Here is a 14707-nt window from a genome sequence, read left to right as displayed (position 1 = left end):
TTCCCCATTTTAATGAGTGTTGAACTTTAGCTTTAGCCAGTAGAACCGATGTATATAAGTATAAAACTATATATTGAGATGGGAGAATGTAATGGCTTCATTAACTTCATTAGGAATTGGTTCTGGGCTTGATACTGCCGGCATGTTGGAGGCGCTCAAAGTCAGCGAACAAATGCGACTTAAGCCCTATACCATGCAACAAGCCAGCTATGAGGCCAAAATTTCTGCGTGGGGTCAGATTTCCAGCTCACTAAATACCCTTAATAAAAGCGTAAAATCGCTACAAGGTGATGCATTTAATACCCTGAGTGTGAGTAGTAATAAAGCATTTACCGCAACGGCAAATTCAGGTGCATATGCGGATACGCATGATATTACGGTGACTCAACTTGCGGCATCACATAAGTTGAAAACCGAGGCCGTGGCGAGTGCTGATGACGCCAGAGGAGAGAAGACTTCCGATAATAACCGCACTTTGATCATCACGCAGAAAGATGGCTCTGAAATGAGTATCGACCTGAAGGATGATGAAACCTCACTGAACCAGATTGCCAAGGCAATTAATAATGAGAATGGCGATGTTACTGCCAGTGTCCAGCGCAGCGACGATGGCTATCAGTTAGTTCTTAGCTCAAAGAGCACCGGTTCTGATGGTGAGATGAGTGTACGAGTTGAAGGCGATTCAAAGCTTGATGACTTTTTACACGTTGACGATGGCGGAAAGCACGTTGATGACATGGGTAATGTCATTCCCGGTGGGCGGGGCGGTAATGATAAAATGACGGCAGTTGCCGACGCCCAAGATGCGAAACTGCGCGTCGATGGCAGTAATTATACCCGTTCAAGCAACAATATTAACGATATTCTGCCCGGTGTGACCCTTGATCTAAAAGCTGTTTCTGAAGATGGAAAATCAGAAACGCTGACGTTGACGAAAGACACGTCGCAAATCAAAACTAGCATTAAAGACTTTGTTGATCAGTACAATGCGTTAATGAATCAGACTAACTCTGCCAGCAAATATGTACCGAACGACAGGACAGCGCTGGGAGATGGTGTCCAAACCCCTAACGCAGAGAACGGTGCTCTGATGGGGGATTCGATGCTGCGCGGTATGATGAATGACATCAAATATACCGTTAACGGCGTTTATGGTAATAGCGATGCAGAATTTAGCTCGCTGGCCGATATCGGAATTAAAATTGATCCATCAACCGGCCTGATGACACTTGATGAATCAAAACTCGATGAGGCCATTGCATCGAATCCGGACGATGTTGCAAATATCTTCATGGATCGTAATGGGAATGAAGGGCTGGCCAGCAAGTTAAGCGGCATCATCACGGACTTTACAGGCGATTCAGAGAAAAAAATCGATGGCTCAATAAAGGCCACTACTGACAGCTTGAATAGCCAGGTGGATGCGGTAAAAGTTCAGATTGAGAAGACTCAGGCACTGATTGATGCACAGGTAGAGCGTTATCGTATTCAGTTTCAAAATCTCGATAAAACCATGGCGCAATTAAACAGTGTAAGCGGTCAATTGGATGCGCTTATCTCGACACTGTGATTCATCGATTTTTTTGGCAGGGGGAGACTCCTGCTTTTCTACGGAGCTAAGAATGTACATATCTCACGGGTCTAACGGTTACGCGCAGGTTGACCTGCAGAGTAAGCTTGCTGGTGCAACACCACATCAACTGATCACTATGTTATTTGATGGTGCTCATAATGCTATCCTGCGGGCGAAAATTTATTTCGCCAACGGTAATGTTGCTAAGCGCGGAGAAATGCTGTCGAAAGCAATTAATATTATTGATAACGGCCTACGTGCGTCACTTAATCATGAGATAGACGAATCGATTACAGGTGATTTAGAAAGCCTATACGAATATATGTCTCGCACACTACTACTGGCTAATTTACAAAATGATCCGGCTAAACTCACTGAAGTGGATGGGTTGTTGATGGATCTTGCCGCGACATGGAAAGAAATTGAGTATCAGCACTGAGGCTAATTATGTCTAATATTGTTATATCCTCTTTTCAAGATATTTATGAAAAGAATACTATTTTACTGAAGGCCGTTCGCGAGGAACAATGGGATGATGTTAGCGAACTCGCTGAAAATTATGTCATTATGCTACGCGATGTTTTTGAAAAATTCCCGCTAGAATTAGATTCCGATGAGAAAGAGTCCCTGCGTGATGTTGTTCAAAGTTTGCAAGATAATGAAAAAGAGCTGGCAGATAGATTAAAGAATCGACTCTCATTCCTGAAAAAGAATATGTCAGCGCTGCATCATGGCAACCAATGTAGCCAACTCTACAACGCGCAATATATGTCAATAATGCCTGCCATTAACTAATTGTATTAAGGCTATTTCCTTTCTACGAAATGAAAATAGCCTTTGCTCTTCATCGCCCTTTCTCAATTATAATTAACAGTGAGCCCATTTCTAACCACGCGTAGCGGTGGGCGGAGCTGTCCTGGTGTTTCAACTGAATAAATAAAATAGTAACTGCCATTGGCTGGCCATGAAGAATTTGGCGTAAACTGGCCGCTAAGCCCATCAAGTTGGTGGCAGGCTTTGGCATGGCAGAGTTTGATCACCAAGTGCTGGGGTGGGGCTGAGTTGAGCAATGATATATGCCATTGAATACGGGTTACTTTAGCACTCGCTGGGATAGACGCAGGGGCATGTAACGGTTGACCTGGCATGTGCTGGCGGCCAACACTGACGTGACCGCCTGCACTATCTTTAGTCCAGGAACCTTGTGAGATGGCCAGTGGCTCAAATGAAAATAAAAATATGGCCAGCATTAAAGTTATTCTCTTGAACATTAGATATTCTCTTTTTCACCACCGATCACGGCGGTCACTCGTACTGTACGGGTACTACTGATCTCCATACTGGAGAGCACGACCAATTGCGGGTGAACTCGGCGCAGGAACCGGGAGAGCATAACGCGTAGCAACGGGTTAACCAGCAGCACAGGGGTGAGTCTTAGCGAGTTTTGCTGGGTAATAGCCTGCTCGGTTTGCGAGAGTAGATTGTTGGCGATACCGGGTTCTATGGCCGTGTTATTCTGGATTGATTGAATAAGCAGACGTTCGAGTGTTGTGTCTAACCCTATGACCTGACACTCATCGCTACCCGGGAACCACTGCTGAGTAATGGCTCGCCCAAGGCGGATCCTCACTTGAGATGTCAGATCGTCAGGATCTGTTATATTGCCGGCAAAATCCGCTAAAGTGTCCACAATGGTGCGCATATCGCGAATTGAAACTCGCTCGGCAAGTAAGTTTTGCAAGACTTTGTGGAACAAGGTCAGTGAGACGACTCCAGGGATAACATCCTCCACCAGTTTAGGCATCTCTTTGGTCACTCTTTCGAGAAGCATCTGCGTCTCTTGGCGGCCAAACAGCTCATCGGTATGCAGAACAATCAGATGATTCAGATGTGTGGCAATAACCGAACTTGGGTCGACAACGGTATAACTGAGTGTCTGAGCCTGTTCGCGAAGCACTTCATCGATCCAGTATGCCGGTAATCCAAAAGCAGGGTCCTGGCAAGGAATGCCGGATAATTCACCTTCGGCGCAGCCTGGATTTATCGCCATCCAGCGCTCTGGCTGGACTTCACCACGACCAATTTCTACACCTTTAAGTAACAGGCGATAAGCCGTGGGTGCCAGATCCAGATTGTCGCGAATATGTACCGATGGCAGCAGGAATCCCATCTCCTGTGCGAATTTCTTACGGATGCCGCGAATACGTGTCAGTAACTGGCCTTCTTGTTTATTATCCACCATCGGAATAAGACGGTAGCCCACCTCAAGTCCAAGCACATCTTCCATCTGTACGTCAGACCAAGAAGCCTCGGCAGATTGCATTTCTTCCGCTCTTTCTTTTCCGGCTTCTTCTTTGGTATTCGAACGTTTCGGTGCTGCTGCTTCTTCTTGTTCGCGTTTGCGCAGCCACCAAGCAAGAGCCAGTAATGAGGCGGTAAATAGCAAGAAGATAAAGTTAGGCATACCAGGAATGATACCCAGCAGGCCAACAACCATGGCAGAGAGTACCATAACGCGTGGGCTGGTCAGCAATTGCCCAACCATCTGTTCACCGACGTCCTGCTCTGTAGATACGCGGGTAACAATAACGCCAGCAGCGGTCGAGATAATCAATGCTGGGAGCTGCGCAACTAGCCCATCGCCGATGGTCAACAGAGTGTAAGTTTCACCCGCTTGGGCAAAGCTCATATCATGCTGAACCATACCGATGATGAGACCGCCGATCATGTTAATTGCCATGATCAATAGCCCCGCGATAGCATCGCCACGAACGAATTTACTGGCACCATCCATCGAACCGTAAAAATCAGCTTCTTGGGTGACGTCTTTACGACGGCGGCGAGCCTCTGCTTCACCAATCAGGCCTGCGTTGAGGTCGGCATCAATAGCCATTTGCTTACCGGGCATGCCGTCCAGGGCGAATCGAGCACCAACTTCGGCAATACGGCCTGCGCCTTTGGTAATTACCATGAAGTTAATAATGATCAGTATGGCGAAGACCACGATACCGATGGCAAAATTGCCACCAACAAGAAAATGACCAAATGCTTCAACCACATGACCGGCTGCTTCTGGGCCTGTATGGCCGTACATCAAGATGACACGAGTGGAAGCAATGTTTAAAGCTAACCTCAACAACGTCGAGAAGAGCAGCACGGTAGGAAATGCAGAAAACTCGAGTGTGTTCTGGTTAAACATTGTGACCAACAGGATCATCAACGATAAGACGATATTGAAGGTAAATAGAGCATCCAGCACGAACGGAGGTAACGGCAGTACCATCATCGCGAGGATCATCATAACCAGAATAGGGCCAGTAAGAATCTGCCACTGTGTCTGTTTTAAATTGGGTAAATGTAATTTTCTGGCTAGGTTTGCCATCAGTTTTTACTCTTTGGTTTGAAAATCCATATTAGCTGGAACGGGTAGATGGTTAGGCACCTTAGGCTTTATGCCCCCGTTATTGCGCCAACGTTTAATGCCATAAACCCAGGCAAGTACTTCCGCAACAGCGCTATAGAGTGATGCGGGGATTTGCTCGCCTGGCTCACAGTGCCGATAGAGCGCGCGTGCCAACATCGGTGCTTCCAGCATGGGTATTGCATGCTGCTGGCCCAACTCACGAATACGTAACGCAATTTCACCCGCACCTTTGGCGAGCACCACTGGCGCTGACATGCCTTTTTCCTGATATGACAGCGCGACAGAGTAATGGGTTGGGTTATTAACAATGACGTCTGCTTTTGGCACATCAGACATCATGCGACTGTGAGCTGCTGCTCGCTGCAACTGACGGATACGGGCCTTAATGTGCGGGTCCCCTTCCTGTTGCTTAAATTCATCACGGATCTCTTGGCGACTCATGCGCAGCTTTTTCCGGTTGCTCATGAACTGGTAAAATACGTCGTAGCCTGCCACTGGAAGCAGAAACATAATGACGGTCAACAGGCCGCGCAGAATCAGCGATAGGGCATCAGCCATGGCATCGTTTATTGGCTCATTGAGTAACTGGATGAAATAGCTCTTGTTCTGAAAGAAGAAGAACGCACCAGCACATCCCACCAGTAATACCTTGAGTACACCTTTTAAAAGTTCGGACAATACCTGGACTGATAACATGCGCTTTAACCCAGAAAGGGGCGATATGCGCTTTAAATCGACTTTTAGCGATTTTGTACTCAGGTTCAAACCACCGATTAACAGCGGCGAAGCAATACCTGTAATAAAGAGTCCAAGCATAAAAGGCAGCAGTGTACTTACCATCATTCCCAGCAGATGATAGGTCTGGTAAAACATCGTATTTACATCAACAACAAGGCCGCTATCGAAGCTCAGTCCTGTATGAAGTAACTTTGCTAAACGGCTTGCCATTTGGCCACCAGCAGCAAACATCAGCGACCACCCCAATAGCAGCATAATTAAAGAAGTTAGCTCTTTTGAGCGTGGAATCTGTCCTTCTTTACGTGCTTTCTCCCGTTTATGGGGAGTGGGGTCTTCTGTTTTTTCTACATCGCTGTCTTGTGACATGGAGATAACCGCAAAGGTAATTCAGCTGATTGGCTAATAAATCGAGCTTTAAAATAGGCAAACACATTCTGGCGCACATAGGCTCCAGAACTGGCTTTCCTTCGTTGAGATATCAGAAACCCAGGCTTTCGAGTAAGTCATCGACCTGATCCTGAGAGGCGACAATACCAACCTTATTTTGGTCGATCTGTGGGCCATTCTTGAGCTCTTTGGGCGCTTCTGTCGCAGCGATATTGGTTTCTGGCATATTCTCCACCAGCACCTGTATCAGTTCTTTCTCCAATGCTTCAATCAGGTTCATCATCCGCTGAATGACTTGGCCGGTGAGGTCCTGGAAGTCCTGTGCCATCATGATCTCCATTAACTGCTCATTCGTTTGGGTAGCGATAACCGGAGCAAGTGTCAGGAATGATCGGGTGTCTTTCACCAGCTCTTTTGCCACCGGCATTTCTACCGGCTCATCGAACCAGTCGTCCCAGCGCGAAGTGAGTGCGAGAGCTTTGCTATTGAGCTCATCCTGCAACGGGCGAGCAATTTCTACGCAATTCAATGCACGATCCGCAGCTTGTGATGTTTTATCCACAATGTAGTTGAGGCGATCCCGAGCATCAGGGATGGCCTCGGCTGCATCCATTATGGCGCGATCGAGGCCAAGGTCAGTCAGGCTGTCACGTAGTAGCCGGGTTAGGTGACCAATACGCGAGAAAATGCTTTGAAAGTTTTTTGTGGATTCTATGTTTGGTTGTGTATCCATTGGTTACCACCCCAACTTTTCAAAGATTTTATTAAGTTTTTCTTCCAGCGTGGCTGCGGTGAATGGCTTAACAACATAACCGTTAGCACCAGCTTGTGCGGCGGCAATGATATTTTCTTTTTTTGCTTCTGCCGTAACCATCAATACAGGCAGATGGCTCAAATTGGGATCTTTACGAATCTCATTTAACAGTTGCAGCCCATCGATGTTAGGCATGTTCCAATCGCTAATCACAAAATCGAATGCTGATTCGCGAAGTTTTCCTAGCGCATCGTGACCATCTTCTGCTTCTTCGACATTGTCGAAGCCGAGATCTTTTAGAAGGTTACGAACAATGCGTCGCATAGTGGCGAAGTCATCAATAACTAAAAAACGTAACTTATTGTCTACCATGATATTTCCCTAATGAGTAAAATTGGTTTGCTACTTGTTCGCTCACATAAGTGATGCGTTAAATCCGGTGAGCCTGTCCCGATATATTTTTGAGAATTCGCTCACTAATTTGGTCAAGATCGGTAATTTCACAGGCTGCATCTAACTTAACGGCCTCTCTCGGCATCCCGTAAATGACGCAGGTTTTTTCACTCTGAGCCAATGTCCATGCCCCTGCTTCGCGCATATCGAGTAGGCCTTGAGCGCCGTCGTTACCCATGCCGGTCAGGATGGCTCCGACGGCGTTTTTACCGGCGGTCTTGGCGACTGACTGCAAAAGTATATCCACAGAAGGGCGATGACGATTCTTTGGCGGGAGTTCGTTAAGACTCAGATGATAGTTAGCGCCGCTGCGAACCAGTTCCATGTGTTTTCCACCAGGAGAAATATAGGCGTGACCCGGTAGTACACGGTCGCCTTCCTCACCTTCTTTTACCGAGATACTGCAAATTTTATTCAGACGTTCGGCAAAGGAATGCGTAAAGCCTGGCGGCATATGCTGGGCAATCACAATCCCTGGGCAGGTAAGTGGCATTGGCATCAGTACATGACGTAATGCTTCCGTTCCGCCTGTAGATGAACCAATGGCGATGATTTTTTCACTACCAAGCAGGGGGCTTTTAATCGTTTTCGGTTTTGCGACTTGATTATCACGACGATAAATTTTTGCCTGTGCGGCCATACGAATCTTTTCTGCAATCAGGTCGCTGTAATTACGCATACTGTTTTGCAGGTCGATTTGCGGTTTTGTAATGAAATCAATGGCCCCAAGCTCTAATGCACTGAGAGTAATTTCAGAACCTTTACTCGTTAGTGAAGAGACCATAATGACGGGCATGGGACGCAGGCGCATGAGGCGTTCAAGAAAGTCCAGGCCATCCATACGCGGCATCTCAACATCTAAGGTCAGCACGTCTGGATTATGAATTTTAATCAAGTCGCGAGCGATTATTGGGTCTAACGCAACCGCCACCATCTCCATATCAGGCTGGCTATTGACGATACTGGTCATGATATTGCGTATCAGCGTAGAATCATCTACGCACATCACTTTGATTTTTCTCATTATTTATGCTCATCCAGGGAGTAAACCGATTGGCCTTTCAGGCGGAATGGCCCGCTAGAATTACTGAAATGTTCCGAATGCCCGACGAATAGCAGGCCTCCGGGTTTAAGCATTTTGGCAAAGCGATTAATAATGGTTTTCTGTGTTTTTTGATCGAAATAGATCAGTACGTTGCGGCAAAAAATGGCGTCAAAAGGTGCCGGAACATTCCATTTAGCATCCATTAAATTGAGTTGCTCGAAATGAACGCAGGAAGCCAGCTCATTCTTCACTTTCGCCATCTGCTCTTGTTCATCCCGGCCTCGCAGGAACCAGCGCCGTTTTTGCTCATCTGTCAGAGACTGCAAATCGCTTAACTGGTAATGTCCCTGCGTCGCTTTTTTTAATACTTCAGTATCAATGTCGGTCGCCCAGACCCGTGGGGTGGTAGATCTACGGCCAAGAGCCTCTTCCAGCGTGATCGCAATGGACCAGGGTTCTTCGCCTGTGGAGGCCGCAGCACACCAAACTGAATAATCAGCCTGGCGTGAACGTGCATGATTAGCCAGTATTGGGAAGTGGTATGCTTCACGAAAAAAGGAAGTCAGATTAGTGGTAAGCGCGTTAATAAATTGCTGCCATTCAGCACCATCTGGATTAGCTTCCAACACCGCAATATATTCTTTGAAAGAAGATATACCCTGTGCACGTAAGTGACGTGAAAGGCGGTTGAAAACCATATCTTTTTTCTGTTCGGTTAGAACGATACCCGCACGGCGGTAAATAAGATCAACAATTTTAGCTAGTTCGTTATCTGCGAGGGTGTACTGAATATATTGATGCGACTCTAATGTTTTACTAAAATTTGTTTTCTTAAACATAGTTGATAACGCTCTGATATTAGCTATCAAAGGCATCCTTCTAAGATGTAGAGTGTGGAGATCTTTAAAACACTATTATGAGAGAACAATATTATTATTTCGTATTTTCATCTCTAACCATCAGTGCTGGCGTATCATTCTCAATGACATAACAGAATTAGACAGACATATTCATTATTTCCTGATAAGCACTAATGAGTTTATTTCTAACCTGAACTCCGAGACTTAATGCGACTGAGGATTTTTGTAATGAAACCATCACATCGTTTAGGCCAATCCCCGGCACTCCGCTCATATAATTCTGTGATTGTGTTTTCGTTTCCGTTTGCAAATCGCTAATATTACTGATGCTTTGAAATAAAATATCAGTAAAATTTAATGACTGTTTATGTTCAAATCCACTGTTGGTTTGCTGAGTGCCTTTGACTTGGCTTTCATGAAGCTGAATTTGCTCCAAAACATTATTCATTGCCTGAATTGGCATCGCCATATTTTTCATTACCTTTTTACATGCTTATTATGTAATTAATATCGCCAGTATAACATGTGCTGAAAACACAGCATTGCGCAAAGAGCTAACGAAAATTTAAGCTTATCGCATATTAGTTACTTGCCTATTCTATGGATAATACACATCGGAATTATCGCCGAGATACAACGGTTGTCCTTCAAATACTGGAAGTGCTGATTGGCAATTGTTATTACGCTGCATTATTAATCTTTACAGGACTATGGCATGAATGCCACAACCACTGGCAACAATAAAAATAGCGCTCTTGAGCTAAAAGCTGCATTCGAAAGAATTCGTGCTAACCCCAAAATCTTATTTGCGATCGCTGCTGCGGCAGCGATTTCCATTGTCATTGCACTTCTATTATGGACCAGGACACCTGATTACCGATTGCTATACAGCAATATTAGCGATCAAGATGCGGGCGCAGTTGTTGCTCAGTTAGCGCAAATGCAGGTTCCTTACCGTTTTGAAGAACATGGCGGGGCGATTTTAGTACCAGCCGATCGTATTTACGAAATTCGTCTGAAACTCGCGCAGCAAGGACTACCCAAAGGTGGAACCGTCGGCTTTGAACTCATGGACCAAGAGAAATTTGGTATCAGTCAGTTCAGCGAACAGGTCAATTATCAGCGCGCACTGGAAGGTGAACTAGCTCGGACGATAGATACACTCGGGCCGGTCACTGCTGCTCGAGTGCATCTGGCACTTCCGAAGCAGTCGCTTTTTGTGCGCGAACAGAAGCAGCCTACGGCTTCTGTAACGCTGACGATTGCCAGCGGAAGAACACTTGAACCAAACCAAGTTAATGCGATTGCTTATCTGATCTCCAGTGCGGTTCCTGGTCTGAGTGCCAGCAATGTCACCATTGTGGATCAGGCAGGGAATCTGCTGACACAAAGTAGCGGGCAAGCAACTCATGCCTCTCAACTGAAATATACCAGTGAAATAGAGAATGATTACCAGAGACGTATTCTCTCGATTCTGACGCCAATTGTCGGTGCCAATAATGTTCGTGCTCAAGTGACAGCTCAGATGGACTTTACCGAGCATGAACAGACAGCGGAGCAATATCAGCCGAACAGTTCACCTGAAAAAATGGCGATTCGTAGTCGTCAGAGCAGTGCTTCAGAGCAGGGCGGACGTAATAGTATCGGCGGTACGCCGGGGGCGTTAAGTAACCAGCCACCGATGCCGACAACTGCTCAGATTGAGCAGCCTACGACACCAACGACGGCAGGAGCGGCGGCTAACCGTACACAAGGGAATACGAATTCGACGGCCGCAGCACCAATACTGCCTTATAACCAGCGCAACGATGAAACCACCAACTATGAGGTGGATCGAACATTAACGCATACGCGTAAAAGTACGGGAACGATTACACGCCTTTCCGTGGCAATTGTGTTGAATCACCAACCGACAGAAAGTGGTGAGAGTGCTGGTTTATCAAAAGAGCAGATGGAGCAAATTAACGCGCTGGCTAAAGAGGCTATTGGTTATTCCAGCACACGTGGCGATACCGTCAATATCGTGAACACGCCTTTTAGTTCGCTTGATGAAAGTATCTCGCCGCCGCTATGGCAGCAGCCAGAATTTATCAACATGCTTATAACGGCGCTGCGCTATTTGCTTATTGCGTTTATCGCTTGGGTGCTGTGGCGTAAAGCGGTGCAACCATTCTGGATGAAGCATCATGAGTTTGCGCTGCAACGTCTTGAGATGGAGAAAGAGGCACGGCAGGCTGAGATCGATGCGAAATCACACCGAGCAGAAGATAACCTGCGGATGAAGGCTCAGCAGAAGGTGCAAAGTGAGCTGAACACACAAAAACTTCGTGAGTTGGCTGAGCATGATCCGCAAGTCATCGCACTGGTTATGCGCCAATGGATGAATAAGGAGCAGAAGTCGTAATGAACGCTTATGAGAAAAGCGCCATCGTCATGATAACGCTGGGTGATGAACGTGCGGCGGAAGTCTTTAAGCATCTTAATGCTCATGAGGTAACGCAGATAAGTAGCGCGATGGTCAGCATGGGGAGCTACACCCACGAACATCTCGCACAGGTTATGAGTGAGTTTCAGCGTGACGCCGGCGAATATGCGGCGCTGAGTATCGATACCAATGAGTATCTACGCAATGTGTTGGTGCGTGCCCTAGGGGAAGAACGCGCACATAGTCTGCTTGAGGATCTCCTGGATACCCAGTCTGGTAATGATGGTATCGAGACGTTGAACTTTATGGAACCTCAGGCGGTTTGTGATCTCATTCGTGAGGAGCATCCGCAGATTATTGCCACTATTTTGGTTCATCTGAAACGTAATCAGGCTGCGGATGTGCTGGCGAAATTCGATGAGCGTGTGCGTAACGATATTATGTTGCGTATCGCTACATTTGGTGGCGTGCAGCCGGTGGCTCTACAGGAACTGACCGAAGTACTCAACAACCTGCTGCATGGTCAAAACCTCAAACGCAGCAAAATGGGAGGCGTGCGCCCAGCGGCAGAGATTCTGAACTTGATGAAGAGTCAGCAAGAAGATGCCGTCATTGCTGCCGTTCGAGAGTTCGATCAAGAACTGGCACAGAAAATTATCGACGAAATGTTCCTGTTCGAAAATCTTGTGGAGATGGAAGACCGCAGTATTCAGCGTATTTTGCAGGATATCGACTCCGAATCGCTCATTGTTGCACTCAAAGGCTCTGATCAGGCACTGCGCGATAAGTTTTTCCGCAATATGTCTCGTCGTCAGTCGGAGATCATGATCGAGGATCTGAACTCGCGTGGCCCAGTGAGAATGTCTCAGGTGGAAACGGAACAGAAAAATATTCTTATGTTGGTAAGACGCCTGGCGGAGAGTGGCGAAATCATTATAGGAGGAGGCGAGGATGTCTACGTCTGATAATGATTCGCAAAAGATGTGGCAGCCTTGGCGACCGACGAACCTGCTAGAGAGCGAGGATGTATCTTTGCCGATAATACGTGCGAGCGTTGATGGTGAAGGCTCCATGTCTGAAGCAAAGCAGCAGGCGGAATTATCACGGTTGTATAAACAGGCCGAAGAAAAAGGATTTGCCAAGGGCAAGGCTCTTGGCTACGAAGACGGTAAAAAAGAGGGCTATGACGCAGGTGTGAAGCAAGGATTGGAGGAGGGGCGTGAAACTGGAAAAACGGAAATGAATGCCCAGCAGGAAGAAGTCACCGCCCGCCTTAAAACACTGCTGCAAAACATGCAAGGAGCGCTTGATAGCCTGGACAGCGTTGTCCCATCGCGATTGGCTCAATTAGCACTAAGTGCTGCGCGTACATTGCTGGGCAAAAATGTGGTGAGTGACAGCACCAATGAGATGCTGCAAAAGCGTATTCAACATTTATTGCATGATGAACCGCTATTTAAAGAGCAAACGCAGATGTGGGTCAGCCCGGAAGATAAGTCATTTATTGCGCAGCAATTTGGTGAAACTCTGGCGGCACGCGGCTGGACATTGAACGGGGACGAAAACATGTTACCCGGAGGCTGTCGTATCACTTCTGATGAGGGGGAGATTGATGAAAGTCTCGAAACTCGTTGGAAAATGCTTTGCACACTCATGCGTGAGGAGCATCAGGAATGACCTCACGGCTGAAATTATGGCTTAACGGACTTGATCGTAAAGAAGAGGCTATCACGGCTCTACCCATGCGCCGTCAGTATGGCAAGCTGGTGCGAGCAACCGGTCTGGTTATGGAGGCTATTGGCCTTAAGTTACCGATTGGAACACTCTGTATAGTTGAGTGCGCGCGTGGTGGCGAGCAGCAATACGTTGAAAGTGAAGTCGTCGGTTTTAATGGTCAGACACTCTTTTTGATGCCGCTGGAAAATGTCGATGGTGTGCTACCGGGTGCGCGCGTATTCGCTGAAGAGGGGGATGCAGGCGGTAAACAGTTGCCACTTGGTGACGTGCTGCTTGGCCGGGTGTTGGATGCCAGAGCGCGCCCGTTAGACGGCCTGCCACCGCCATCGGTGGTACATCGGGGAGAACTCTTCACACCGCCGTTTAACCCATTGCTACGTGATCCAATAAAAGATGTTCTGGACGTTGGTGTTCGGGCGATCAATGGTCTGCTGACTGTAGGTCGCGGTCAGCGTATGGGGCTGTTTGCAGGCTCGGGCGTGGGTAAAAGTGTCCTGCTAGGCATGATGGCTCGCTACACTAAAGCTGATGTCATTGTCGTTGGGCTTATTGGTGAGCGTGGACGTGAAGTTAAAGATTTCATTGAGAATATCCTCGGTAAAGAGGGCATTAGTCGCTCGGTGGTGATCGCTGCGCCAGCCGATGTCTCGCCAATTTTACGTATGCAAGGCGCAGTTTATGCAACCCGCATTGCAGAGGATTTCCGTAGTCGTGGTTTAAATGTACTACTGATTATGGATTCGTTGACCCGTTACGCGATGGCACAACGCGAGATTGCCTTGGCCATCGGCGAGCCACCTGCGACTAAAGGCTATCCGCCTTCAGTATTTGCCAAGCTCCCTGCACTTGTTGAACGTGCGGGTAACGGTATTAAAGGTGGGGGATCGATTACCGCATTTTATACCGTTCTGACCGAGGGTGATGATCAGCAGGATCCTATTGCCGACTCTGCTCGCGCCATTCTTGACGGACATATCGTTCTCTCCCGACGCTTAGCGGAATCGGGGCACTATCCGGCGATTGATATCGAAGCATCTATCAGCCGGGCAATGACAGAACTTATCGCCCCGGCCCACTACAAAAAAGTGCAACGGTTCAAGCAGCTTCTCTCCTCATTCCAGCGTAACCGAGACCTGATTAGCGTCGGCGCTTATGCTGCTGGTAGTGACCCCTTACTTGATCAGGCGATAGAACTTTATCCACAGCTTGAAAGTTATCTACAGCAGGGAATCTATGATCAGAGCGAATATGAAGAGTCTTATACGCAGCTAGAGTCGTTGTTTCCTAAAAATCCCGAGACGTAAAGTAGAG

At 47.2% G+C, this 14707-nt stretch carries 15 protein-coding genes; 7 read left to right on the top strand and 8 right to left on the bottom strand.

Annotation, left to right across the window (positions count from 1 at the left end; genetic code table 11):
- Nucleotides 1-91: 91 nt before the first annotated feature.
- The 3 genes from fliD to ACF3VQ_RS19145 are packed head-to-tail and all read left to right on the top strand — an operon-like array spanning nt 92 to nt 2368.
- The gene (gene fliD, locus ACF3VQ_RS19155; protein ID WP_392432562.1) at nt 92-1570 is read left to right on the top strand and encodes a flagellar filament capping protein FliD; all 1479 of its coding nucleotides are present in this window, start codon (nt 92-94) and stop codon (nt 1568-1570) included.
- A gap of 52 nt (nt 1571-1622) precedes the next feature.
- On the top strand, nt 1623-2012 hold the full coding sequence (gene fliS, locus ACF3VQ_RS19150) for a flagellar export chaperone FliS (protein WP_392432561.1): 390 nt from the start codon (nt 1623-1625) through the stop codon (nt 2010-2012).
- Between the two features lie 8 nt (nt 2013-2020).
- Nucleotides 2021-2368 (top strand): flagellar protein FliT, encoded by a 348-nt coding sequence (locus ACF3VQ_RS19145; protein WP_392432560.1) that lies wholly within the window; start codon nt 2021-2023, stop codon nt 2366-2368.
- A gap of 62 nt (nt 2369-2430) precedes the next feature.
- On the opposite strand, the gene ACF3VQ_RS19140 is transcribed toward ACF3VQ_RS19145, so the two are convergent.
- The 8 genes from ACF3VQ_RS19140 to fliE all read right to left on the bottom strand — a co-directional run bounded on the left by ACF3VQ_RS19140 (nt 2431) and on the right by fliE (nt 9703).
- A complete protein-coding gene (locus ACF3VQ_RS19140; RefSeq protein WP_392432559.1) occupies nt 2431-2844 on the bottom strand; it encodes a flagellar protein FlhE in 414 nt (137 codons plus the stop codon).
- Nucleotides 2844-4955: a flagellar biosynthesis protein FlhA gene (gene flhA, locus ACF3VQ_RS19135; RefSeq protein WP_392432558.1), complete on the bottom strand. Its 2112-nt coding sequence runs from the start codon at nt 4953-4955 to the stop codon at nt 2844-2846. Before flhA ends, ACF3VQ_RS19140 begins: the two co-directional genes overlap by 1 nt.
- A 6-nt stretch (nt 4956-4961) precedes the next feature.
- Nucleotides 4962-6101: a flagellar biosynthesis protein FlhB gene (gene flhB / locus ACF3VQ_RS19130; protein ID WP_392432557.1), complete on the bottom strand. Its 1140-nt coding sequence runs from the start codon at nt 6099-6101 to the stop codon at nt 4962-4964.
- A gap of 112 nt (nt 6102-6213) precedes the next feature.
- Nucleotides 6214-6855, bottom strand: coding sequence for a protein phosphatase CheZ (cheZ, locus tag ACF3VQ_RS19125; RefSeq protein WP_392432556.1), 642 nt, complete (start codon nt 6853-6855; stop codon nt 6214-6216).
- Between the two features lie 3 nt (nt 6856-6858).
- Nucleotides 6859-7248: a chemotaxis response regulator CheY gene (gene cheY / locus ACF3VQ_RS19120; protein WP_392432555.1), complete on the bottom strand. Its 390-nt coding sequence runs from the start codon at nt 7246-7248 to the stop codon at nt 6859-6861.
- 58 nt (nt 7249-7306) lie between these two features.
- Nucleotides 7307-8353, bottom strand: a complete 1047-nt coding sequence (locus tag ACF3VQ_RS19115; protein WP_392432554.1) for a chemotaxis response regulator protein-glutamate methylesterase — start codon at nt 8351-8353, stop codon at nt 7307-7309.
- Nucleotides 8353-9213: a CheR family methyltransferase gene (locus tag ACF3VQ_RS19110; RefSeq protein WP_392432553.1), complete on the bottom strand. Its 861-nt coding sequence runs from the start codon at nt 9211-9213 to the stop codon at nt 8353-8355. The genes ACF3VQ_RS19115 and ACF3VQ_RS19110 overlap by 1 nt, the downstream gene beginning before the upstream one ends.
- A gap of 157 nt (nt 9214-9370) precedes the next feature.
- Nucleotides 9371-9703, bottom strand: coding sequence for a flagellar hook-basal body complex protein FliE (gene fliE, locus ACF3VQ_RS19105; RefSeq protein WP_392432552.1), 333 nt, complete (start codon nt 9701-9703; stop codon nt 9371-9373).
- Between the two features lie 246 nt (nt 9704-9949).
- Here fliE and fliF point away from each other — a divergent pair, with 246 nt between their 5' ends.
- Genes fliF through fliI form a run of 4 tightly spaced genes read left to right on the top strand, consistent with a single transcriptional unit; the run spans nt 9950 to nt 14700 of the window.
- Nucleotides 9950-11638, top strand: a complete 1689-nt coding sequence (gene fliF / locus ACF3VQ_RS19100; RefSeq protein WP_392432551.1) for a flagellar basal-body MS-ring/collar protein FliF — start codon at nt 9950-9952, stop codon at nt 11636-11638.
- A complete protein-coding gene (gene fliG / locus ACF3VQ_RS19095; RefSeq protein ID WP_392432550.1) occupies nt 11638-12624 on the top strand; it encodes a flagellar motor switch protein FliG in 987 nt (328 codons plus the stop codon). Before fliF ends, fliG begins: the two co-directional genes overlap by 1 nt.
- Nucleotides 12611-13336 (top strand): flagellar assembly protein FliH, encoded by a 726-nt coding sequence (locus tag ACF3VQ_RS19090; RefSeq protein WP_392432549.1) that lies wholly within the window; start codon nt 12611-12613, stop codon nt 13334-13336. Before fliG ends, ACF3VQ_RS19090 begins: the two co-directional genes overlap by 14 nt.
- Nucleotides 13333-14700, top strand: a complete 1368-nt coding sequence (gene fliI / locus ACF3VQ_RS19085; protein ID WP_392432548.1) for a flagellar protein export ATPase FliI — start codon at nt 13333-13335, stop codon at nt 14698-14700. Before ACF3VQ_RS19090 ends, fliI begins: the two co-directional genes overlap by 4 nt.
- The last annotated feature ends 7 nt before the right edge of the window (nt 14701-14707 follow it).

This window comes from Yersinia fenwicki, assembly GCF_043099325.1.
Taxonomy (GTDB): Bacteria; Pseudomonadota; Gammaproteobacteria; order Enterobacterales; family Enterobacteriaceae; genus Yersinia.
The sequence above is the reverse complement of the archived record's forward strand: the minus strand, read 5'-3'. Positions and strand labels throughout refer to the sequence as shown.